Annotated in this window: 26 protein-coding genes; 9 read left to right on the top strand and 17 right to left on the bottom strand. The window is 35.0% G+C overall.

What is annotated here, in order from left to right; all coding sequences use genetic code 11:
* The first annotated feature begins 8 nt into the window (after positions 1-8).
* Together BBH99_RS07510 and BBH99_RS07505 are read left to right on the top strand one after the other, a co-directional pair.
* The gene (locus BBH99_RS07510; RefSeq protein WP_066694086.1) at positions 9-560 is read left to right on the top strand and encodes a YqgE/AlgH family protein; all 552 of its coding nucleotides are present in this window, start codon (positions 9-11) and stop codon (positions 558-560) included.
* 104 nt (positions 561-664) lie between these two features.
* Positions 665-1,249 (top strand): N-acetylmuramoyl-L-alanine amidase family protein, encoded by a 585-nt coding sequence (locus BBH99_RS07505; protein WP_066694083.1) that lies wholly within the window; start codon positions 665-667, stop codon positions 1,247-1,249.
* A gap of 81 nt (positions 1,250-1,330) precedes the next feature.
* Here BBH99_RS07505 and BBH99_RS07500 read toward each other — a convergent pair whose 3' ends face one another.
* From BBH99_RS07500 to BBH99_RS07435, 14 genes are all read right to left on the bottom strand, one after another.
* The gene (locus tag BBH99_RS07500; RefSeq protein ID WP_066694080.1) at positions 1,331-2,146 is read right to left on the bottom strand and encodes an aminotransferase class IV; all 816 of its coding nucleotides are present in this window, start codon (positions 2,144-2,146) and stop codon (positions 1,331-1,333) included.
* A 78-nt stretch (positions 2,147-2,224) separates the two neighbouring features.
* Entirely contained in the window at positions 2,225-2,611 is a 387-nt protein-coding gene (locus tag BBH99_RS07495; RefSeq protein WP_066694078.1) for an START-like domain-containing protein, read from the bottom strand.
* Positions 2,612-2,800: 189 nt separating this feature from the next.
* On the bottom strand, positions 2,801-3,976 hold the full coding sequence (locus tag BBH99_RS07490; RefSeq protein WP_066694109.1) for an aspartate aminotransferase family protein: 1,176 nt from the start codon (positions 3,974-3,976) through the stop codon (positions 2,801-2,803).
* A gap of 132 nt (positions 3,977-4,108) precedes the next feature.
* A complete protein-coding gene (locus BBH99_RS07485) occupies positions 4,109-4,885 on the bottom strand; it encodes a hypothetical protein (RefSeq protein ID WP_066694076.1) in 777 nt (258 codons plus the stop codon).
* Position 4,886: 1 nt separating this feature from the next.
* On the bottom strand, positions 4,887-5,714 hold the full coding sequence (locus BBH99_RS07480) for a hypothetical protein (RefSeq protein WP_066694074.1): 828 nt from the start codon (positions 5,712-5,714) through the stop codon (positions 4,887-4,889).
* A 1-nt stretch (position 5,715) separates the two neighbouring features.
* The gene (locus BBH99_RS07475; RefSeq protein WP_066694072.1) at positions 5,716-6,624 is read right to left on the bottom strand and encodes a hypothetical protein; all 909 of its coding nucleotides are present in this window, start codon (positions 6,622-6,624) and stop codon (positions 5,716-5,718) included.
* Positions 6,625-7,078: 454 nt separating this feature from the next.
* Positions 7,079-8,821, bottom strand: a complete 1,743-nt coding sequence (locus BBH99_RS07470) for an OstA-like protein (protein ID WP_066694070.1) — start codon at positions 8,819-8,821, stop codon at positions 7,079-7,081.
* Positions 8,822-8,824: 3 nt separating this feature from the next.
* Positions 8,825-9,298, bottom strand: a complete 474-nt coding sequence (locus tag BBH99_RS07465) for a Fur family transcriptional regulator (protein WP_027374694.1) — start codon at positions 9,296-9,298, stop codon at positions 8,825-8,827.
* Between the two features lie 68 nt (positions 9,299-9,366).
* Positions 9,367-11,358, bottom strand: coding sequence for a KUP/HAK/KT family potassium transporter (locus BBH99_RS07460; RefSeq protein ID WP_066694068.1), 1,992 nt, complete (start codon positions 11,356-11,358; stop codon positions 9,367-9,369).
* 118 nt (positions 11,359-11,476) lie between these two features.
* Positions 11,477-12,457 (bottom strand): pyruvate dehydrogenase complex E1 component subunit beta, encoded by a 981-nt coding sequence (locus tag BBH99_RS07455; RefSeq protein WP_066694065.1) that lies wholly within the window; start codon positions 12,455-12,457, stop codon positions 11,477-11,479.
* Positions 12,458-12,725: 268 nt separating this feature from the next.
* Positions 12,726-13,334, bottom strand: coding sequence for a hypothetical protein (locus BBH99_RS07450; RefSeq protein WP_066694062.1), 609 nt, complete (start codon positions 13,332-13,334; stop codon positions 12,726-12,728).
* Position 13,335: 1 nt separating this feature from the next.
* Positions 13,336-13,833 (bottom strand): RNA polymerase sigma factor, encoded by a 498-nt coding sequence (locus BBH99_RS07445; protein ID WP_066694059.1) that lies wholly within the window; start codon positions 13,831-13,833, stop codon positions 13,336-13,338.
* A 103-nt stretch (positions 13,834-13,936) separates the two neighbouring features.
* Positions 13,937-14,356, bottom strand: a complete 420-nt coding sequence (locus tag BBH99_RS07440; protein WP_066694057.1) for a DUF2147 domain-containing protein — start codon at positions 14,354-14,356, stop codon at positions 13,937-13,939.
* Positions 14,357-14,481: 125 nt separating this feature from the next.
* Complete coding sequence (locus BBH99_RS07435; RefSeq protein WP_066694055.1) at positions 14,482-16,410, bottom strand: LTA synthase family protein; 1,929 nt, start codon at positions 16,408-16,410, stop codon at positions 14,482-14,484.
* Positions 16,411-16,499: 89 nt separating this feature from the next.
* Between BBH99_RS07435 and BBH99_RS07430 the strand changes: the two genes are divergently transcribed.
* From BBH99_RS07430 to BBH99_RS07410, 5 genes are all read left to right on the top strand, one after another.
* Entirely contained in the window at positions 16,500-17,213 is a 714-nt protein-coding gene (locus BBH99_RS07430; RefSeq protein WP_066694053.1) for a CDP-alcohol phosphatidyltransferase family protein, read from the top strand.
* Positions 17,214-17,275: 62 nt separating this feature from the next.
* Positions 17,276-18,040, top strand: a complete 765-nt coding sequence (locus BBH99_RS07425; protein WP_066694051.1) for a 3'-5' exonuclease — start codon at positions 17,276-17,278, stop codon at positions 18,038-18,040.
* 3 nt (positions 18,041-18,043) lie between these two features.
* Positions 18,044-18,238, top strand: a complete 195-nt coding sequence (locus tag BBH99_RS22730; RefSeq protein ID WP_228390764.1) for a putative signal transducing protein — start codon at positions 18,044-18,046, stop codon at positions 18,236-18,238.
* A gap of 276 nt (positions 18,239-18,514) precedes the next feature.
* A complete protein-coding gene (locus tag BBH99_RS07415) occupies positions 18,515-19,120 on the top strand; it encodes a fumarylacetoacetate hydrolase family protein (protein ID WP_066694049.1) in 606 nt (201 codons plus the stop codon).
* A gap of 59 nt (positions 19,121-19,179) precedes the next feature.
* Positions 19,180-19,617, top strand: coding sequence for a universal stress protein (locus BBH99_RS07410; protein ID WP_066694047.1), 438 nt, complete (start codon positions 19,180-19,182; stop codon positions 19,615-19,617).
* Between the two features lie 82 nt (positions 19,618-19,699).
* On the opposite strand, the gene BBH99_RS07405 is transcribed toward BBH99_RS07410, so the two are convergent.
* A complete protein-coding gene (locus BBH99_RS07405; RefSeq protein ID WP_002976854.1) occupies positions 19,700-19,933 on the bottom strand; it encodes a DUF6341 family protein in 234 nt (77 codons plus the stop codon).
* A 42-nt stretch (positions 19,934-19,975) separates the two neighbouring features.
* Between BBH99_RS07405 and BBH99_RS07400 the strand changes: the two genes are divergently transcribed.
* Both BBH99_RS07400 and BBH99_RS07395 read left to right on the top strand, forming a co-directional pair.
* The gene (locus tag BBH99_RS07400) at positions 19,976-20,881 is read left to right on the top strand and encodes a DUF6427 family protein (protein ID WP_066694045.1); all 906 of its coding nucleotides are present in this window, start codon (positions 19,976-19,978) and stop codon (positions 20,879-20,881) included.
* 6 nt (positions 20,882-20,887) lie between these two features.
* Positions 20,888-21,472 carry a DUF3109 family protein gene (locus BBH99_RS07395; RefSeq protein WP_066694043.1) on the top strand — a complete coding sequence of 195 codons (585 nt, stop codon included), beginning with the start codon at positions 20,888-20,890 and terminating at the stop codon, positions 21,470-21,472.
* Positions 21,473-21,619: 147 nt separating this feature from the next.
* Here BBH99_RS07395 and BBH99_RS07390 read toward each other — a convergent pair whose 3' ends face one another.
* Both BBH99_RS07390 and BBH99_RS07385 read right to left on the bottom strand, forming a co-directional pair.
* Entirely contained in the window at positions 21,620-22,306 is a 687-nt protein-coding gene (locus tag BBH99_RS07390) for a hypothetical protein (protein WP_066694040.1), read from the bottom strand.
* Between the two features lie 188 nt (positions 22,307-22,494).
* A complete protein-coding gene (locus tag BBH99_RS07385; protein WP_066694037.1) occupies positions 22,495-23,829 on the bottom strand; it encodes a trigger factor in 1,335 nt (444 codons plus the stop codon).
* Between the last annotated feature and the right edge of the window lie 172 nt (positions 23,830-24,001).

Raw genomic sequence — 24,001 nt, 5'->3', positions numbered from 1 at the left:
ATTTGAGTATGAATCACTCATACAAAGGTAAAATATTAATCTCGACACCTGACATTTCCGGCGATATTTTTTCCAGATCGGTAGTATTGGTTATTGAACATAATGAAAGCGGAGCTTTTGGTTTGATCCTGAACAAAAAAAACAGCCAGATGAGCAGTAAATTCAAGGATTTCTTTGATTTTAAAATCGAGGTGTATGATGGTGGCCCTGTAGAAAATGACAAGGTATTTTTCATTGTAAAAGGTAATGAAAAAGTAACTGAAATATACACTGATATCACCGATGAATATTATCTTACCGAAGATATTGAGCGAATCATCAATGCTGTCCTGGCCAATGAACTGGATATTCACAATGTAAAAATCTTTTCAGGATATTCCGGATGGGCTCCCAATCAGCTGGATAGTGAAGTTCAGAGAAAAATGTGGACAGTAGTAGATGTTTATAATCTTGATTACACCCTTCCGAATGACCAGACCTTATGGAAATCCATCATGCAGAATCTTGGTGGAGAATTCTTACTTTGGGCCAATTCTCCTGAGGATATCTCATTAAATTAGCAATATTCCTTTCAGATCATTAAAAACAATTAACAAATTTTAAGATTCTGTTAACCAATTTTAAAGAAAGTTTTTCCGTTCTTTGAAAAACCAAAATCACTGAAATGAAAGGTATTACATTACTTGCTTTATCAATCTTTTCGACTGCTTTTTTATCATTTACTCCACTTAACAAGAAATATATCGTCATAGACGCCGGCCATGGCGGAAATGATCATGGTGCAGTATATGACAGCTTTAACGAAAAAGATATCACATTAAGTATTGCAAAACAAATACAAAAACTTAATGGAAATCATGATGAGTACGAGGTAATTTTAATAAGAAGTGAGGATACTTATCCCAGCCTTTCGGAAAGAACCAATCAAATCAATATCCTGAACCCTGAAATGGTCATTTCACTCCATGTTAATACTTCTCCTCAGAAGGAGACCTCTATGCATGGTACTGAACTTTACGTTCAAAATTCCGAAGAATCTAAGAAACTGGCAGGGAAAATCTATAAAAAATTCAAAGTCCGTAAAATTGAGGAGCGTAGTAATCTTCATATTTTAAGAGAAACAAAAGCACCTGCTGTATTGGTTGAGTTAGGTTTTATCAACAATTCTGCAGACAGGGCTTATATTACCAGTGAGGATGGACAAAAGGAAATCGCACAGAAATTCGTTGACATCATCAACGAAAATTAAATAAAGAAACAATTTCTGATTTATTCAGAATAAAACCCGGTAAAGGACTTTATAACTTTGTTGTTTACCGGGTTTGTCAATTTATGAGTTAAAACTCTTTTTCCAGCTTTCTACCAATTCTGTAAACCGGGAAACTTCAAAGGTTTTATTTCTTATTTTACCTACAGAAAACAGGCCTTTCTCATCAGAAATCATTAAAATCTCTTCTGCTTTCTGAGATTCAAATGCAATGATCTCGTGTTCCTGGATATCTGCCAGGTTATTTTTATGTAAAAAAGTAACGAAATTTTCCATTAAAGGAGAGATGTAAGCCCCTTCTGCCTGCTTTGGAACTTTAATAACATCTCCTTCCATAAACAAAAGATTACCACAAGTGGTACGGGCAATTCTTTTATTAGGATTTAAAAGAATAACATCATCAAGATCATTTTCCTGGGCGTAAATCCCACCATAAATATTTTCCGGACAGTGTACTCTGATATTGCTTAAGAGGTTATTGTTTACATTAATTTCCTTTATCAGATCCAGCTCCAGGGGTCTATGATGAACAGACAGCACATCTCCTTTTTCTTCAACTTCATAAAAATAGGAAATTGAAGATTTCGCCAATGTTGCCGCATCCTGGTTTCTAAATACCTGGAAGTTAATAATTCCATTCTTTATACCTTCCCCATCTATAATTTCCTTTTGGAACAGCGACTGGAAAAACTCCAGCGTATAAGTTAGAGGAATATTCATTCTCATCTTTCTCATGGAAGCCATCAGGAAGAAATAGCATTCTTCATCCATGATCAATCTGCCGTCTCTTATAAAGAAAGAGACTTTTACTGCATCGCCCCAAAGAAAGGCTCTGTTCTTTACATTCAATGTATCTGATGTAAAATATTGATTTTCCAATTTTCGATGTGATTTATTTACAAAAAAATAATGAACGATAAATCGTTCATCAGTTTTATCATTTGATACAGTCCTGCATTATGCAGCACCTAATTTTATTCTGAGGTTCTCAATAAGATTTTCCCAATACATTGCGTTTTCATCTTCATCACCTTCTTCACAGAAATCTGTAATATTAAGTGATAAGTCTTCTGTAATATCATCTATTACGATTGTCATTTCAAAGAAGTTTTTAGTTCCTTCGTCTTCTTCCCATCTGAAACGCACGAAACCTTCAGGCTTATATCTGATCAAAGTGGCCTTTTCTGCAGGGCCTCCACCCCAGCTAAAAAAGAAATCATCGCCTTTCTCTGTAACCTCATCCGCAAACCATTCAGACAACCCCTCTGCAGTAGCCAGATATTCATATAAAATCTCTGATAAACAATGCATTGGAAATTCGTAATGGACTTTATGTTTCGCCATATAATCTTTGTTTTTATCGTCCCGCAATATATAAATTAATTTTTTTATTACACAAAATTGCAGTTACTTTTTTAAAGAATCTGCATGATATTTATCAGAGATTATAAATATGTATTATGTTAAGTATAATGCTTTAAATCTGCCATGTAAAGCATAAAAAAAATCTCTCCGTTTGGAGAGACATTATCTTTAATTTTCATTAAGAATATCCAGTATGATCTGGCAGCCTTTTCTGATTTCGTCTTTTGAAATGGTTAATGGTGGAGAAATTCTCAAATATTCATTTCTATATAACTGCCAGAAGACAATAAGACCATTTTCCATGCATTTTTTAGCCACATTTAAGGTATATTCCGGTTCTCCGAGGTTTACTGCAAGCATTAGCCCTCTACCATTGATATTTTTAATCTTAGGATGTACTAAAAGTTCCCTGAATAGTTTTTCTTTTTCTTCAACTTCTTCCATTAAGCCGCTTTCCAGCACTTCTTTCAAGGTAGCATAACTGGCTGCTGCAATAAGTGGATTTCCTCCAAAAGTAGTAATATGTCCCAATTTTGGAGAATGAGACAATGTTTCCATAATTTTCATGGAACTCATAAATGCTCCTACCGGAACACCACCTCCCATACCTTTACCCATAACAAGGATATCCGGAACAATCCCAAAATGTTCAAATGAAAACAGCTTTCCTGTTCTTCCAAAACCGGGTTGGATTTCGTCCAGAATCAAAAGAGCTCCTACTTCTTCACATCTTTTTTTCAGCTTGATGAGATAATCATCATTTGGAACCAAAAATCCTGCTGCCCCCTGAATAGTTTCCAGAATAACACAGGCTGTTTTTTCAGTGATCTTATCAAACTCATTTTCATTATTAAATTCGATAAAAGTTATCATCGGTAATAACGGACGAAATTCTCTTTTATGGTTTTCATTTCCTGAAACACTTAATGCTCCATGGGTATTTCCGTGATAGGAATTTTTAAAGGAAACAATTTCTTCTCTTCCGGTATATCTTTTAGCCAGTTTCAGACTTCCATCGATAGCTTCTGCCCCGCTATTTACAAGATATGTAACCTCCAAGGGTTCCGGAGTAGCTTCTGCAAGCAATTTACATAATGCAATTGGCTTTTCCTGAGCATATTCTCCGTACACCATTACGTGCAGATATTTATCGGCCTGTTCTTTAATCGCATTGACTACTTTTGGATGTGAATGCCCTAATGTATTGGCAGACACTCCTGCTACAAAATCAAGATATTTTCTTCCATCTGTACCATAAATATAGCTTCCTTCTGCTTTTTCAACCTCAAAACCTGCTGCAAATTTTGTGGTTTGTGCCTGATATATAAAAAAATCTTTGTGCATTTCCATTGTCTCGAAAAATTTCAGCAAAGCTATAAAAGATTCGGCAAACGCCGAAATTATTATCAGGGAATAAAAAATCACCCTTAATTACTTAAGAGTGATATTAAATGAAATAGTAAGATTCGTTTAAGTTTATAATACTTTTTCTACGGTTACATAACTGTCATTGGTAACAGTGTAGTTGGTTGTACCACTTACCTCTGTAATAGACTCCAATGTAATATACTGTCCCTGTACTGCATATACTGAAATATCCAGACTTATTTTCCGGTTGGTTCCGTCAAAATTAACAGTGTCTTCCAGTAATTGAAATCTTTTCACATCATTCAGATATAAACTGGCCCCTAACCTGTTACTAAATGATCCGGCAGGACCTGTAAAGGTAAGGCTCACATTAACTCTGTACAATCCTGTCTGCCTGATGTATAATCTATTGAGATCCGCACCAGTTGTAGGAACATTGGTTTTGAGTTTTAAAGGGTCTGCAAGAAAATTAGGTTTATCTACAGTGTTATTGATGGGGAGAAAAGCTGTACCATTGGTAGTGGAGACAGGATTCAACCGGAATCTTGAAATATTGTCAGATTCTATTTCAAAAGCTTTGCTCCATACAAGCCCGTCAAAAACCATTACTTCACCTGTACTTTTAACAAATAGCAGCATTCCTCTCAATTCTTCTATTCTGGTTGCCGGAGCACTAGCTCCTGTATAAGGAAGATCTGTTATAGTGTTTACAGCCGGAAGTCCGAAACCTTTTACACCTGTTGCTTCACTGGTATTGGTGATATACATCATTACACGATCATTTCCACTGGCATTGGAATCCGGATTGGGGATACTGGTGAAGTTCACCTGTGCACTGTAAATATTGGCAGCCAATAAAGACAGTCCGAATATATATTTTTTCATCTTAATAAGCTTTAATTAAACGTGCTGCGAGATAAGAATTGATTGAGTTGGAATCTGTACCATACGCTGACAGAGATCCTCCTGAACCTCCAATAGTCCTGATGGTAGGAATAACTCTTAATTCTGCACCTATTGGTAAAGAAAGAGTCTGTGCAAAGCTGCATGTTTTGTTTCCATTGGTATCAATAACAAATATGAGTGAGTAATTGGATTTGGTAACAATAGTTTCCCAGTTTCCTGTAGGTGTATATCTAACCTGCAGCGTGAGTTTAAATTCCGTTACCCCAACCTGAGCTCCAAGAGATCCGCCTGTAAAGCCTAAAGCTGCTCCTACATCATAGATCCCCGCCTGTTTTATCGTTACATTAGTTGCATTTTTTAATGTAAGATTATCTACAAGAACTTCACTTTTATCATCCGGAGCTAAATAAACAGCAGAACCTGTTGAAAGACATATTCCTAAACCAAAAGCAATACAAGGAATAGAAATCCCTGAAGAAATCCCTAATCTTGATCCTTTAGGCTGGTAAATACCCTGAATCTGTCTGGCAGGATTCCATGCATAACCATCATATTTATAATACTGATCATCGGCCTTATTGTAGATAAGTCCACCTACCAGGTTTGGATAATCGTTAAATATATCTGTTACTCCAGCATTATATTGTGGAAATGAAGTAAAACTATTGGAATAAGGAAGTATGGCTCCTTTGGTTCCGTCCAAAACTTTTACTATATTTTTAGTACTATAAATATCACCGCCAATACCGACCTGCGCCTGTAGAAGGTATTGGATAAAAAGAGCTATAATTAATGTAACCTTTTTCATCTTATTGCATATTTATTTTTTCAACAATAATATCTGATATGGAGTTTCCTGTAGTGTTCATTGCAAAAAACATATTGTTTCCTACACAGCCACCTACCAGCATCGTCTGGTTACCATAAAATCTTAGTCTTGCTCTGTCATTCGCATTAAAAACACCTACATAAGTAAATGCAAGTGACTGTCCCACATCTATGGATCCAACAGGTATTGAACCTAATGAAAGCAATCCACCTGTAGTATTACTTACTGTATTATTAACAGGCCTCCATGTTGTTCCGTTATCTGAGCTAATCTCTAAATTCAATCTGGAATACAAATTGGTTGATGCCCCTAAACAAGTAGGGGTTCCTACATTAAGCGCACCACTTTTAAAAGATATTTTATATAAGCCTCTTGTTTTAAAATTAATTACATTACTTGTTGTACTTAGTAAATCTACATCAGTTGAGATTTCATTCAAAGCTGGTACACCTGTAGTAAATGGAACATCTACGGCTGCACACTGCTGATTAGATCCTATAATACAATTAGGAAATGGTAATAGTACACAGGGATCACATGTAGTAGTAACGGTACCGTTCCTTATAAAACGGGCCATCTTATTATTCTTCATGGTGGTAACAATAGGATCTGAAATTTTCCAACTTGTTCCGTCATTCTGAACAACACTTCCTGTTTCACGATTAAAGATAATGGATCCTTGAGTTCCATCTCCTGTTGTACCGGTTAATGAGGAAGGTAATACCGAAGTTGTGTTTGCTCTCGGTAATCTGGCGGCGTAATCATCTTGCTTTACGTGCAATTGAGCTCGAACGTCTGGCTGAAAGCCTGCTGTCTTGGAAATACCAACTTGAGCATTGACCTTTATATTACAAATAATAAAGATCAAGGTAATAAATTCTAATTTCATATTGTCATTTTTAGATTGGCTTGACCTATTAAATTTATAAAATATTATAATCAGATGATTATGCTATTATTAAAAAAAAATAATTCCAAAATATTATGATAAGTGAAATCAATAAAAAAGCAGTTGTGGTGAACGGAAAATTTTAAGCCACTAGCAGAAAAAAATATTTTAAATTTTTAAATTTAAGGGTAAAATTTGAACAATTTTATCCATTTTTTGGTGACTTGCATTGATAAAAATTCACCATTTAATGATATGAAAAAATGTTTTTTAAACATTTCAGCTTCAAAAAGAAGATTTTATTTTGATTTTTAGTCAGATTAAAAATCAATTAACTACGACAAAAAACATACACAAATAAAACTGATAATCAATATAGTATACTAAAATAATGTTAGTTAACAGTTAAGAAAAATAAAAAACCGCTTTGTAATAAAGCGGTTTCATTTTATAATTATTTTCTTACTCTTTTTGGCTTTTTGGCTTCTTCTTTAGCCCTTTCTTTTTCTATAGCTTTTTGAGCCTGGTCATAAAGCTCATTATCTGAAGAATACTTGATTTCTTCATAATTAGGACTGTCTACCAGTATGTCCTGCCATTTCCTGATCCGGTCTTTCGTGTTCCAGTTAAAATCAGGAAATTTCCTTTTTGATGGTTCTATTTTACTCATCGGATAAGTATCAGCTGTAGCACCAATACTACATGAAATAATCTGTAAAGCTCTTTCTTCAAATAAAGCACCTATGATACCGCAGGCAGAAAGTGTGATTCCTATTCTTTCCGGTTTTTTGGTTTCTTTATTTACATCATCAACATAAGCAATAGACTGTGCATTTCCAACTACTCTGGCCTCTTTTATATCATTCCCCTGATAATAAACAGTCATAAACTTACCTTTTACCTGGTTAAATTCATCTTTCAGGTTTAAAGAGTCTACTTTACTGATGGCGAAGGCATTTCCGATCACCTTCAAAGAGTCTATATTCTCATTCTGGGTATTAAAATAGGCTTCAACTTTATCTCCTGTCACTTGTTTTTCGCCACTCCATAAAATAGGTTTTGTATACATGTGCATAACACCATCTGTTTCGTTGAAAGCAATGGAGTCCGCTCTTCCCTGTGCATTGGATTTGTATATTCTTGCTTTTTTATAGGCTCTTAAAAAGCTCTTCTTGATTGTTATATCAAGAGAATCCGGTCTCTGATAAGTTATGATCTTCTCTGCTGCAAAATATGCAGTATCTTTTTCCATGATTTTTACTGCATAAGGATTTTTGGTTATCATTGAAGAGTCTTTCTTCTCGAAGATTTCACCATACCCTCCTTTTACGTATCTTCTTTCCTTCGGATCATCAAGCTTTACATTACCGGTTGCTTTCCCAAAACCTGTGATCTGATTAAAATACATATCATCACCCGTAAGGATTTTATCGTTATAAAAGATCTTGGAATTTTTATTCAGGAAAGCTTCTTTGGTTTCCATTCTATAGGTTCCCCTTTCTGTATAGACCCTGTTTTTAGGATTTGCTCTGTTGGTAATAGTAGTAGGCCCGAAAAATTCAGCTACTTTGGTATTCTGATTTTGCTTAATATTAACTCCTTCTATAATGTATTGGGCGTTATCTATTTTAACATTTCCAACAAAATCGATCATTTTAGTATCGAGAAAATAGGTAGCAGACTTGGTATACATCACATTTCCCTGACTGTCGGAAATAGTTCCTCCCGTATTAAAATAGGCCTGGCTAGACAGTTTATCATAATACAGAATATCAGTTTTAATAGTCTGCTTAGGATCCGTAAGGACAACATTCTTTCTGGCAACACCTTTTTGGGTATTTCCATCATATTCCATTTCTCCTGCTGTAATAACGGAGCCATCGGCATTCTGAAGTTTTGTATTTCCAATGGCTTTGGCAAAGTTTTCTTCGCTGTAAAGTACAACTTCATCTGCCGTAAGTATAGATCCCTTCTGCTCTATCTGAACATTTCCTACAAAATACTGATTACCATCATATTTTGCGGGATCTTTAATAATTTTATCTGCGTTGATAAGTTTTATTTTATCTTCTGGTTTCAGTGGCTGAGGTTTTGCAGGTGAAGAAGTCTGTAAATAGGGATCTCTCTTCACAGGTGTTTTGTCCTGCGCAAAGCTAAGCGTAGAAATAAAGATAAACAGAAAAAGGATTATTCTCATTAATTAGTCATTCTTAGTGCCATAAAAATATAGCGAATGAGAATCAATTTTTACGCCAAATGCTTCTTCAATGGCTTCTTTGATTCCTTGAATTCTTGGGTCACAGAATTCAATAATTTCTTCAATTTCTTTATCAGAGTCTTTTTTGTAGATCACCAGGTGATCATGCTGTTTGTCAAAATAAGACTTCTCATAAGATGAAGAGGTCAGGGTCTTTTCTCCGAACTGATGCTTACGGATTAAACCGGCATCAAGGAAAATCTCAATCGTGTTATAAATAGTTGCTTTAGAAACATGATACTTCTTCTGCATCATGAGAAGATATAGATCATCAACATTGAAGTGATGATCCATATTATAAATTTCTTCTAATATCGTATATCTTTCAGGAGTGTTTCTGAACCCTTTTTCTAGTAAGTAGTTCCTTAAAACATCCTTGATCAAAGCTATATTTTTTTCTTTTTGTACTGTATCCATTAAAAAAATTATCTACAAATTTATTGAATTTTATTTAAATAGATAGTATGGTTTAAATACCCCAGGGATTAAGAGTTATGACGGAAGTATCCGGACTGTTCAATTTTATTGTCATAAACAGTAAGCTCTGTAATAGGAGCAGATTCTACTTCTACGTTGTGAGAAGACACTCCCCAGGCCTTAAAGTCATCACTTCCGATATACTTTACAAAGTTGTAAATATTAAGGGTAATCTTCTGTTTAACAGTTAAAAGTATATCGTTGATATAAGTATTATCTATAATTACATACTTCAGATCCGGTGGTATATCATGGGCTCTTAAAGACGGGTGGCTGCTTCTTGAAGGAATGGTTCCATCCGCCATTAAATCTTTAAGAACCATATTGAAATAATCATTGATTCTTCGGTCTACTTTAAATCCTAATAGGAAGTTAATTTTATATACTGTTCCTGGAAGAATTTCATCCACAGTATATTTAAAAGTATATGGATCTTCCTGATTTACTATACTCAGGATGAAATAATGATCTGCTCTTTTCGGCTGCTTTTTGATGATGGAATAAATGATTTTTGATTCTACTTCATCGTTTCTTTTAGCACGGCTCAGATAAGCTAAGTTAGTGGCATATTTTGGAATAGACTCATCCAGTTTCATGTCTTTAAGAATAGATACATATTTTTCTATTTTCACATATTGAATGAAGTTTGCTTTAATTAACCTTCCGTTGTACCATGCATACATACATACTGCAATAAAGCCACCTAATACCATAGTTAACCAACCTCCGTCTACAAATTTAATAACGTTGGCATAAAAGAATCCTGATTCCAGGAACAGATATACAATGGCAAAACCTGCAATAAAGATCTTACTGACTCTTGTACGGCTCAACCAGAATAAAAGAAGAATTGTTGTCATCAACATGGTAATGGTAATGGTAAGCCCGTAAGCAGCTTCCATACGTTCTGATTTCTGGAAGAACACAACCACTATAAAACAGAAAGCCATCAACCCCCAGTTAATTCTGGGAATATACATCTGTCCTTTAATCCCTGAGGGATATTCGATATGCTGATTTGGCCAGAAAGAGATAGACATTGCTTCTGAGAACATGGTAAATGACCCTGTAATTACTGCCTGACTGGCAATAATTGCTGCCGCAGTAGCCAGAATTACACTTGGCAAAACAGCCCATTCAGGCATAATTCCAAAGAATGGATTTACTCCGTTGTGTACCTGATGGTAATTATCCAGCAGCCAAGACCCTTGCCCCAAATAATTCAAAATGAGCATCAGCTTAACAAAAATCCAGCTGATTCTGATATTCTTTGCACCACAATGTCCTAAGTCCGAATATAGAGCTTCTGCTCCCGTTGTACACAGGAAAACAGCCCCCATAATCACAATAGCACTGGATGAATGTGTAATCAGATTATAAGCATACATTGGATTGAAAGCTCTGATGATCTCAATATGGTCAAAAATATGCATTGATCCTGAAATTCCTAAAACAAGAAACCAGGTCACCATCACAGGTCCAAAGAACTTACCAATAGAGGCGGTTCCAAACTGCTGTACGACGAAAATAATGAATAGAATGATTAAGGTAATGAGAACTACCGGAGTTTCGGGGTTATAGATCTTTAACCCTTCAATTGCAGACATCACCGTTAAGGAAGGGGTGATTACACTGTCTGCTACGAGTGTGGAGGCTCCAATAATGGCAACTACATACAGCCATTTTTTCTTGAGTTTTTTTACGAGTGAATACAACGCAAGAATTCCACCTTCACCCTTGTTATCTGCTCTTAAAGCGATGATCACATATTTCAGGGTGGTCTGAAGCGTCAATGTCCAGATGATACAGGATAATGCTCCTTCAATGTATTCATCAAATGGCATCGTAGCGCCTTCTTTTCTTGCATTCACAATCGCCTTCATTACATAGAGTGGTGAGGTACCAATATCTCCGAAAACGATTCCAAGCGAAACTATAACGCCTACAAATGAAAGCTTCTTTAGGTCAAAGTGATGACCGCCTTCTGTAACTTCTGCCATATCAGCCAATTTATTTTTTAAAAGCGCAAATTTATATCAATTTTATGATCCCAAGAACTTTTCTTCATGAATATAATAAATGAAAAAACTTCCTTTCGGAAGTTTTTCTCTATTATGATTACTTAACATACATTGCTTTTTTAATTTCCTCTTTTACTTTTTCAAGTTTAGGGAACCATTCTGCGAATAATGCAGCTGAATAAGGTGCAGGTGCATCAGGAGTAGTAATTCTCTTGATTGGAGCATCTAAATAATCAAATGCTTTTTGCTGTACCATATAAGTAATTTCAGAAGATACTGATCCGAATGGCCAAGCTTCTTCCAAGATCACTAATCTGTTTGTTTTCTTAACCGATGTTAAAATTGTATCGAAATCTAAAGGACGAACAGTTCTAAGGTCAATAACTTCAACAGAGATTCCTTCTTTTTCCATATCTTCAGCAGCCTGTAATGCCAACTTCATGATTTTACCAAAAGAAACTAAAGTAACATCTTTACCTTCTCTCTTGATGTCTGCTTTTCCGATAGGTAAATAGTACTCTTCTTCAGGAATTTCCATTTTATCACCATACATTTGTTCAGATTCCATGAAGATAACCGGATCGTTATCCTGGATAGCTGTTTTCAATAATCCTTTTGCATCATAAGGGTTTGAAGGTACTACCACTTTAAGCCCCGGGCAGTTAGCGAACCAGTTTTCGAACGCCTGAGAGTGTGTAGCTCCTAATTGTCCTGCAGAAGCAGTAGGCCCACGGAAAACGATTGGGCAGTTCCATTGTCCACCACTCATCTGACGGATTTTCGCTGCGTTATTAATAATCTGGTCAATTCCTACTAAAGAGAAATTGAATGTCATAAATTCTACGATAGGTCTGTTCCCATTCATTGCAGCTCCTACAGAGATTCCTGTAAACCCAAGTTCTGCAATCGGTGTATCGATCACTCTTTTTGGACCAAATTCATCCAGCATTCCTTTTGAAGCTTTATATGCACCATTATATTCTGCAACTTCCTCCCCCATCAGGTAAATGGATTCGTCTTTACGCATTTCCTCGCTCATTGCCTGCGCAATTACCTCACGAAAAGTATATTCTGCCATATTTTCTTGAAAAATTTAGACTACAAAAATAGTGTTTTTTTATTATACACATAATAAAAAGGCGTTTCATTTGAACAAGATGCTTCAATATTAATAATAATTCAAAAAAGGATGTTTGGTGGGAAAGGAAGCTGGAGGCTGGAAGAACGAAGTTATTAAGGTTTACAAAACTACTGAAAATCTATTTTTATTGTCTTTCACCCCTCTTTATTATAAAATTATGATAGATCAAAAACGATATATTAGCTTCCGGCTTTCCTTCCTTGAATTATTTTTCCTGAAGACTCAATTCTTTATAATTTTTTCTCAGGTCCTTTAAAATCTTCCCGTAGGTTCTTTTATAAATTATATACAGAATATAAAGTCCAATTAATACAAAAATTCCGAAAATTATATAATTTGCCACACCGGGCATCATTGTATCAGGTTTGGTAGGTAAAGCATTTACATCATAATTTTTATTATAACCATCCTTTAGCCCAGCCATAAAATCTCTTGTATTATGATCAAAGTGAATAATATTATCTGTAACCGCCAGCACCAACGATATAACTGCATACCCCAGAATAAGAGTCCGCATATTTAAAATACCTTTCATCAGTGTAATACTGTCCTGTCCGCTTTTCATTTTACGAAACAAAAAGATAATGGACACTGCAAAGACAAAGAACATGGTCATTCTTATATAAGGAAATTCTCTGTTCAGATAGCCATATAAAGTCCATAAAACCATTTCAGCCAAACCAATAATCAATAATGTTTTGGTCATAGAAACAGATTTATTTTTTATCATGTTATAAATTTCATTTTCGGAATATTCTTTAAAATCATCTGATTCTTTATTCCAGTCTTTTTTCAGTAATTCTAATTCGTCCATACTATTTTGTGTTTATTATATTTTTCAAATTATTTTTTGCCCTGTTCATTTTTACCCTTGCATTTCCTTCCGTGATTCCGAGAATCTCTCCTATTTCTTTATAGGGCTTATCTTCCAGATACATCATGATTAAAGCTTTTTCCACATCCGACAATTTATAAATAGCCTTATACATTTTTTGCAGCTTATATTCATCGTCTTCATATATTTCATATTCTATCCTGAGTGATGAGACATCAATTTCAACCGCCTGTGCATTATACTTCTGTGGTTTTCTGAATAATGTAATGGCTGTATTAAGTGCTACACGATACATCCAAGTAGAAAATTTAGCTTCTCCTTTAAAACCGGGAAAAGACTTCCATAACTGAATGGTGATTTCCTGAAAAAGATCTTCATGATCTTCAGCATTGTCTGTATATATCCTGCAGATTTTGTGGATAAGCTTTTGATTGGGCTTTAAAAAATCGATAAATGTTTTCTCCTGTATGGTGCTCATATTCTATAAGTGGGGAGATTTTATTTTCGTTACATCTATTTTCAAAAAAAAAAATGACATTTCATTTCTGAAATGTCATTTTAAAATTCTATTTAAACTTATATTAATTAATTTTCTCCCAAACCTGGGTTCTTCCTAATAATGATAATCCTAAATATCCTCTTACATTAAGCTTATCCCCGCTTCTTGTAATGGTACATTTGTAAGTTTTTCCTGTTTTAGGATCCGTGATATTACCACCTGTAAATTCATCACCTTCTTTTTTAAGTCCTCTAATGATTTCCAATCCTACAAGCGGCTTCCCTTTTCTGTCATCCTTACAGGTTGTACAGTTAGGATCTGCCGGCTTTGTCAATAGCTGAGAAATCTTCCCGTAATACTTCCCGTCAGACTTCTTAAAGATCTCCACAATAGATTTAGCCTGTTTGGTTTCATCATCTATAGTTTTCCACTTTCCTTCTATCTGTGCGAATGTCATCACACCAAATAAAGAAAGTGCGAATGTTAACATTATTTTTTTCATATTTCTTATAGTTTTAATTTTAATACAATATACTTTTCTATGTATTGATAAAAATATAAATTAATTTGTAATGAACAAAAACTTTTATTATACAAAGCATAAAAGAGCTTATAAACAAATTTATTTTATTTCAACTTCCTGTTAATCACTCTATCCATATAATCCTGATACCACGCTTTTGCAGTTTGTTTTCCCTGTTCTACTTCAGGGGTTTTCAGCTGCCCAATCAGGTTCTTTTCAAGAGCTAGATCTGTCTTATCATATATTCCCACAATATCCTTGCCATCAAAACGATAAATATAATTTCCAATGATAAACTGTTCATTATTCCCATCGGAATTTACTACGATACCCGGATATTTTTTATCACTTACCAGGCTTCTTCCCCAGCTTCTGATAGGTTTATTGTACCCTATTAAATCCGCAAGTGTAGGATAAATATCTATTTGCTGCGCTATTTCAGGATTTTCTCCTTTAAGATTATACTCCGGATTCGGAGAGTATAAAACTAATGGAACAGCAAAACGGTTCATCGCTTTTTCGTATTCAGGATAATAAATCTGGTTGGTATGATCTCCTGTGAAAACAAAGATCGTATTATGAAACCAAGGCTGTTTTTTAGCCGTTTCAAAATATTTTTTAATAGCATAATCCGTATACTGTATCGGCTCATGCATTTCTATCTTTCCTTTTTTAAATTTCCCTTGATATTTTTCAGGAATTTTGAACGGATGATGAGAGGAAGCGGTAAACACAGTGGTCATAAAAGGTTGCTTTCTGCCTACATTTTTAGCAAAATACTGAAGAAACGGCTCATCCCAGATCGCCCACATACCATCAAAATCTTCATCATGATTATATTCTGTTTTCCCAAAATAATGTTTAAATCCTAAGATATTTCCAAATCCAAGGAATCCCATAGAACCATTGGGAGCTCCATGATAGAAAGAGGTATCATAGCCCAGATCATTACAGACAGAAACAATAGACTGAATTTTCTGATTCGAGTATGGAGAACCTGTAAAAGCATCCGTAAGACTCGGAATTCCGGCCAAAACACTGCTCATTCCGTGGATAGACTGCCTTCCGTTCGCGAAAGTATTAGGAAAAATCAGACTCTGTGTTGCCAGACTGTCCATAAACGGGGTATAGGAAACATAATCTTTAATATTCTTATCCTTATTAAAAGCTCCCGAGTATTCTCTACCGAAAGATTCTACAATGAAAATCACAATATTGGGACGGTTTTCCACCTTTCTGTCATAAATCTTATAAGGTTGTACATGTTCTTCAATATATTTTTCATCTACAAAATGAACTTCCTTGAAGTTATTGGTATTTAACGTTCTGAAGAATGAAAATGTACTGTTAAGGACCAGGTTTCCCTGCAACGGATTGGTTACAAAACGGGTGGCATCCACCATATTGATAGGTCTTGTGCTATGCTTGAAGTCTCCCCTGATTCCTCCCACCACCAAAACGGCAGTGATACACAAAGTAACGATGGAAGATAAAAAATAAGGAAGTAAGTGAACAGGCTTTTCTTCGTTAACCTTTATTTTTTTATAAAGGAAAACCCATAATCCCATCAAAACGATAAACCAGATCAGTACAAAAGGGTGCTGCCCGACGGAAATCATCAACGTCTGAGAAACATTAGATTCGTGTTCCGCTACCTGAAATACAGCTGAAGTAAGCCTTGACTGGGAAAACTTATAATAAATAAAATCCCCGAAATTCATTCCATATGCCAATCCGTTCGTCAGAAAATAAATCCAGAACAGAACTTTCTGAAATCCTTTTTTAGTATTGATTACCAACGGTAAAAGACTCAACAATATAAATAGTGCATTAACATATAAAATAGCTGTGGTATCGAAAGCTGTACCGTGATAGGCCAGCTTAAGATATTCTGAAACAGAATCTACCTTAATCAGGTCTTTATTGAAGTACCAAAATAAAAGTCTTGCGATCTGATAAAAAACATAGGCTAAAAAAATTCTGTAAACCAATGCCAGAACTTCCTGTTTTCTAAATCCTTTTAAAAATTTCATGGGGCAAATTTACATCAAAATCATTTTATTGCGTTTTTTAGTGTATATAATTTTGAGTTAGAATTTTTAAAAACTGTAATTTTGTACTTATGGATTTTATAAAGAATAATCTGGCTAATGCCTTGACCCTCGCTAATCTGTTTTCAGGCTGTGTGGGTGCAATACATCTTATTTTAGGAGACTATCAAACTACGGCAATATGTCTTATCCTCTCCTCTATTTTTGATTTTTTTGACGGATTTGTAGCCAGAGCTTTAAAATCAAACTCTAATCTGGGGCTTCAGCTTGATTCTCTTGCGGATATGGTGAGTTTTGGGGTTATTCCCGGACTTACTATGTACAAAGCTTTAGAACCATTCGGAACTGAACTTCTTGGGCTTCATTTTCCATTTGAAATTAAATATATAGGACTCATAGTGACTGTTTTCTCGTGTTTAAGACTTGCTATCTTCAATCTTGATGAGGAGCAGAGGTATTATTTTAAAGGATTAAATACCCCAACCAATACTGTTCTTTTATTTGGATTATATTATGCTTTTAAGGAAACCGGGAATTTTAGTTTCCTGTTTGACAATGCATTGCTGCTTATCATCCTTGCATTCCTTACTTCATGGCTGCTTATCAGTCCTATCAAAATGATGGCCATGAAATTTAAATCCAAAGCATTAAAGGATAACTATCCAAAAATTGTATTATTGGTTGGCGGAATTGCCATACTTGCCATCTTCAAGATTGTAGGGATTCCTTTACTTGTCATCTATTATATGCTGGTATCCTTTATTTTCCAAAGACAATTAAAATAGAAATCAGAAGGTATAACACTTTTGATTCTCAATAAACATATTTCCAAATATTATTGATTAACATGAACTTAAAACTCCATAAACCCCTTTGTATTTTTGACCTGGAAACTACAGGAACCAACATCGGAAAAGACAGAATTGTTGAAATCTGTATTTTAAAAGTAAACCCTGATGCTTCCCGAGAAAGCAAAACCTGGCGCATTAATCCTGAAATGCCAATTCCTAAAGAGTGCAGTGAAATTCACGGAATTTATGATGAGGATGTAAAAGATGCTCCTACTTTCAAGGAAATTGCTTCTAAAGTAATGGAAATGATTACCGGTGCTGATCTGGGCGGTTTTAATTCCAACAGGTTTGACGTTCCTCTTCTAGCTGAAGAGCTATTGAGAGTAGGAGTGGATTTTGATCTTAACAAGTTCAAACTGGTAGATGCCCAAACTATTTTCCACAAAAAAGAACCTAGAAACCTTGGTGCGGCTTATCAGTTCTACTGTGGAAAAACATTGGAAAACGCACACTCTGCTGAGGCAGATGTAATGGCTACTTTTGAAGTTCTGGATGCTCAGGTTGGAAAATATGATGATATTCCCAATGAAATTGCTCCGTTAAGCGAGTTCACCTTCCATAATAAAAATGCAGATCTTGCCGGATTTATCGGATATAATGATAAGCAGGAAGAGGTATTCAATTTTGGAAAATATAAGGGACAAGGAGTAAAAGCTGTTTTTCAGAAGGATCTTGGGTATTTCGGATGGCTTCAGAATGCAGATTTTCCACTGTATACCAAAAAAGTATTCACTAAGATTCAACTGTCAAGCAGATTTTAAATTATGTCTGATCTCGTTCGCTTTAAATTTTATGAAACGGCCCTGGAAGCTAACAGGGACAAACAGATTCTGGCTGAAAACGGGATCAATAGCTTCATTGCTAATGAACAGCTGATTCAATCAGATTGGCTGCTTTCTCAGGCTGTAGGTGGCATTCAGCTCCAGGTTTTTGAAGAAGATCTGGAAAAAGCAGAATAGGTTCTGAAAGATTATAAAGATAACGAACAATACTCATTAGAAGTAGAACACACGATTGAAAACCCGGAGTTTGATTTTGTTTGTCCAAAATGCGGTTCTAACCATATCTACAGGGATGACAGAGCTACCAGCTTCTTCGGTATTTCATTTCTGACGAGCCATAAGTTTGTGTGTTACTATTGTGGAAATGAATTTACTCACGAATAAATATTTACATTAATCAGAAGACTGCCTCATACTTCACAATGATGCAGTTTGAAAAATAAAGAAAGAATTATGAAAATCATTTGCATAGGAAGAAATTACAGCGAACATGCTAAAGAATTAGGAAACGAAGTTCCGGAGAACCCTGTTATTTTTATGAAGCCGGATACAGCGGTATTGAAGGGAAATGATTTTTATATCCCTGAATTTTCCAATGATATCCACTATGAGCTGGAAGTAGTGATAAAAGTATCTAAAGGAGGTAAATACATCCAGAAAGAAACGGCTCACAAGCATTACGAAGAATTGAGCTTAGGAATTGATTTCACAGCCAGAGATCTTCAGAGTGAATTAAAGTCCAAAGGACTTCCATGGGAACTTGCTAAAGGTTTTGACGGTTCTGCGGTAGTAGGGAATTTCTTCAAAAAAGAGAATTTTGATCTTAACAACCTTTCTTTTTCTCTTCTGAAAAACAAGGAAAAGGTTCAGGACGGAAATACGAAAGATATGCTTTTCCACTTTGATGATATTATTGCTTTTGCATCTCAGTATTTCACTTTAAGAGTGGGAGACCTTATCTATACAGGTACTCCAAAAGGAGTTGGAAAGGTAGAGGAAAATGATATTCTGGAAGCTTACCTTGGTGAAGAAAAACTACTTGATATCCGAATATTATAAGTATTTAACATAAAAGTCTGGTAAATTTTTCATATCTTTAGGTAACAAAATGAAAGGTTATGATAAATATTGTATTACCCGTAGATTTTGGGGACAAAACAGACCAATTGGTGGACGGTGCCATAAAATTTGCAAAACAACTTAATGGTAGAATTTACCTGATCCATGTTGCACCATCAGATATCGGATTTGCGATTGGTGATATGGGATTTCAATATTTTCCGGAAGTGGAAGCCAATGAAATCAGGGAAGAATTGGTTCAACTTAATAAACTTGAACAAAGGATCATTGCCCATGATATCGATTGTGAGCATCTTTTAAAGCAAGGGCTGGCAAAAGATATTATCCTTGAATACGCCAAAGCAAAGAATGCTGATTATATCGTAATGGGATCACATGGAAGAAGCGGAATTTATGATGTGTTTGTAGGAAGTCTTACCAAAGGACTTACAAAAAGCTCGAATATCCCGGTTTTGGTACTTCCTATCCACGACTAAGTAAAGAAAATTTTAATCGTTAGTAATAAAAAAACCGATCAAATAAATTATTTGATCGGTTTTTTACTATATAACCAATTAATTAACCTTCTTTTTTGTAGATGTTCGGATCATAGTAAGGATGCTTACCTTCCGTTGGAGAATAATAGTCTTTATCTTTATCACCCCCTAACGTTACAACTAGCACGTAGCACCAGTAAGTGAATAATACACAGCAAACTATAAATAGAATCCAGTTTAAAACATTTCCAAAAGCATCAAAGAATCCGAAACTCCATTTGAAAACTTTGCTTAAGAATAGAAAGAAAGACGTCATTATTTTCCTTTTTTAAATTAACTTTGTACAAATTTATAAAAAATGTTTAAATTACTTTCAAAAGAAAGCAATATTTTTTCAATTCCTGTTTATATTGGTTGTCTTCTTTTAGTAGTCGTAATATTTAACATACTGAATTTCAATACATACGAAGCAATCATTGCCGGAATTACGTTTCTGGGAATTGCTTTGGGATATTTTTGTTTTCACAGTGTTGCTCTTAACTATCAAACCCATCTTCCGCTATTTTTATATACTTTCTTTATTTTCGGACTCTATCCGGGTAATTTAGATATCGGAATTGCGGTTTCACTGTTAACCAATTCCTTCCTGACCTTACTTTTGACCAGTGCAGATGAAGATATAAGGAAGAAATCCTATGTTCTGGTAGGAGCTATTGTCGCCTTAAACTTTATCTTCCTGCCAACCACCTGGCCTATGGCTGTTTTTGTGATTATTCATGTCATTGCTACTTCTGCCAAAGTAGGTTTAAATTTATTCAGATTTCTTTTAGGGATTGTTTTAATTACATTCAGCTATTTTTCTGTGATGTATTTTATGCAGTTCACTTCATGGAATATTGATTATTTTCCTTTTGGAAAAATGAAGCCTGTGACAGATTATACAGAGCTATTCCCTTTAATTCCAGTGGTATTAATGCTTATTTATGCTGTATATGACCACTTTCAAAATTATAATAAGAAAAGCCCGATAAGCAGATATAAATATACTTTTCTGCTGGTGTTTTCCCTGGCTCAGCTTATTACCATCATTCTATATATGAATAAAAGCTATGAATATTTATTGCTTCTGGCATTTCCTTCAAGTATTATTCTGAGCAGAATGATGAGGTTTTTACCCAAGTATTGGATGCAGGAGGCTGGCTTATGGCTTATTATTTTAAGTTTACTTACCTTTAAAGCAGGTACGTATTTTGATTTATTTTAGAAAATTATGATTCAGATAGACGATAAATTGATTTCTGAGGAAATCTTTTCCGAAGAATTTGTGTGCAACCTTACCAAATGTAAGGGGGCATGTTGTGTGGAAGGTGATGTTGGAGCTCCACTGGACAAAAGCGAGCTTGAAATACTGGACAGTATTTTTGACAAGATCAAACCTTACCTTACTCAGGAAGGCATCAAAGCCCTTGAAGAGCAAGGTACATGGACTACTGATCCACACGACGGAATGTATGTTACTCCCATGGTAGAAAACCGTGAATGTGCTTATGTAACTTTTGATGAGAAAGGAATTACAAAATGTGGTATTGAAAAAGCATATGAAGATGGTGCTGTAGACTGGCAGAAACCTATTTCTTGCCATCTATACCCTATCCGTGTTACAGAATACTCTTCATTTACAGCTTTAAATTATCATGAATGGAATGTATGCAGCGATGCCTGTACGCTTGGAAAAGAGCTTCAGGTTCCTGTTTATAAATTCCTGAAAACGCCATTGATCAGAAAGTATGGTGAAGAATTTTATGATGTTCTGAGCGGAGCTGCAGAGGAATGGAAGAAAGAATATGGTTCATAGGTAACCTGAATAAAAGAAAAAGCCGGAAATAATTAATTTCCGGCTTTTTATGTAATTAAAATTGATGATGGATTGAAATCATGCAATCAATACTAAATTTAATGATTGTCTCAATAACTTCCAGCCTCAGGCTTTCTTACTTTTTAACTATTTAAAGTCAGCATCCGTTACCCCGGAATTCACTGTAATTTTAGTGGTTTTAATAGCCACTTTCTGACCAGCACCTTCTGCTTCTACATCAGCCGGAAATTGTATTCCGTCAACAGTCATATAACTTTTTATTGTTACATTCCCCTCTCCGGCAATTGTTTTATACAAAAGGCCTGTTGTAACATCAAAATAAAACTTCCCTTTATCTGAAGACAATACATTATAATCCTTCCCATCAAGTTTTTCTACAGTAACATTCTGAAAAGTAGCTCCGTCAAATGCTAATGCATCCACTGGTTTTGCTTTTTTAAGCTCAGCCACTTTATCTGCAGGGATTGCCGTTTTAGTTCCCATCTGGTCAAAATAACCTTTTTCACCATCAAAAAACTGAACCATCTGTTGTCCCATCAACGACTGTACAGATTTAAATTTATTCCCCATTTTCTTAGTGGTCATACTAATTTCCATTCCCTGAGCAGACATAGTATTTTCCATATAAAGAGTTTTTACACCCTCTAATTTTTCTTTTCCTCCTAACGCTTTGAAGTAATTATCCAATACCTCTTTAGCCGTTAAGGTTGATTTTGCAGCCTCCGTTTTTACAGAAGCGGCATCTTTCTTCTGAGCTGCTGCCGGAACAGAGAAAAGTACGGCACAGAAAAATGGAATGATGATCTTTTTCATATATGTAATAAGTTTAAAGGGTAAATATAGGAATATTGACGGACATAGAATGATAAGTAATGAGTAATAAATGATAAGTAATGAGGGATAAGTGTTATATGGATCTGAGGGTAAGAAAGCAAGACATCTTTATACAAAAAAAACCGCCAAAGAATTGACGGTTTTGAAATATTTATATCTGGATATAATTATTTTTTAAGCTCTTCTAAAAATTCGTCGTGAGAAATTTTAGTTTCTTTTTTGCTAGCTTTTTCAAGAATTACATCTTTTAATTTAGCCATAGCCACTTCAGAAGAGATTTGTCTTACCTGCTCCTGATCTTTTAACATTTCAACAGCATATTTCTGGATTTCCTCATCACCTAGGTGGTGGATTCCGTAGATAGCCAATTGATTTTTCACTAATTGCTCAGCTTGTGCCAAAACATCAGCATAGTCAAGGCTGATTTCGTTATCAGTCATTAATTTACCTTCGATAATCTGATATCTCAATTGGTTTTTCTCAGCTTCAAGGATTTCTTTAGCCTGCTCTTCAGACTGGATGTTCTGGTTAGAGAACATTAACCATTTTACTAAGAAAGTTTCAGGAAGTGCTACTTCTTCTTTTTCAGTAACCTGCTCCAATACTTTATTCACGAAGTGAACGTCAGCATTTTGCTGGAAGTACTCGTCTAATTCAGTTTTAACTTTTTCTTTAAGTTCTTCTTCAGACTTGATGTTTCCTTCTCCGTATACTTTGTCGAATAACTCCTGGTTAAGTTCAGCCAAGTTTAATGAATAGAAGTCTTTTACTTTTACTTCAATTTCATTGTGGTGTAGGTGCTCTACTTCTTCTTTGCTGAATCCTAATTCTTTAGCTAATTCTTCATCACCTGCAAGAGTTTCTTTAGTTACTTTCACAGATCCGTCCATTTTCAAAGCTTTTACTAATTTAAAAGCTTCTTTGTTTTCAGCTGTAATTGTAATGTTTTTTGGGTGGTGGTGGTGCTCTCCTTCAGCATCTTCTTCCACAACCTGAGAAACTTCTAAAGCGATGTAAGAATCTTTAGTGATTTTATCTTGAGGAACCTGCTCAGCGAAACGCTTCTGCATGTTTTCAATGCTCTTGCTGATTTCTTTTTCAGAAGCTTCTACTTTGTAGTGAGGTGCTTCATATTTAGCTAAATCTATAGTAAATGCAGGCTCATATCCTACTTCGAAAGCAACTTCCAACTGATCAGCATTGTAATCGAATTCGTTTACTGGCTGAGGAATAGGCTGACCAACTAATCTTAATTTGTTTTCATTAACATAGTTGTTCAAAGCATCAGAAACCTGTCTGTTGATTTCTTCAAATGCAATTCCTGCTTCATATTGTTTTTTAACCATACTCAAAGGCACTTTCCCTTTTCTGAATCCAGGAACTTGCGCATTTTTAGCATAATTAATCAATTGCTTCTCTACTTTTTCTTTGTAGTCAGATTTTTCCAATGTCACTGTAAGCAATGCACTTACATCATCATGGTTTTGTGCGGTAACCTTCATTATTGATTAAAATTTTAGGTTGCAAAAATATGAATTTTTTATGAAAATCACCCATTTAAAATCAACTAATACAGCCAAATATTGTTAAATAAAAAAACCACTGAAAAAATCAGTGGTCTCTCAAAATTAATATAACGATATGTATACCCTTTTCTTTGAAGAGCTTACTTCA

Origin of the sequence: Chryseobacterium contaminans, assembly GCF_001684955.1 — a bacterium.
Classification (GTDB): Bacteria; Bacteroidota; Bacteroidia; order Flavobacteriales; family Weeksellaceae; genus Chryseobacterium; species Chryseobacterium contaminans.
The sequence above is the reverse complement of the archived record's forward strand: the minus strand, read 5'-3'. Positions and strand labels throughout refer to the sequence as shown.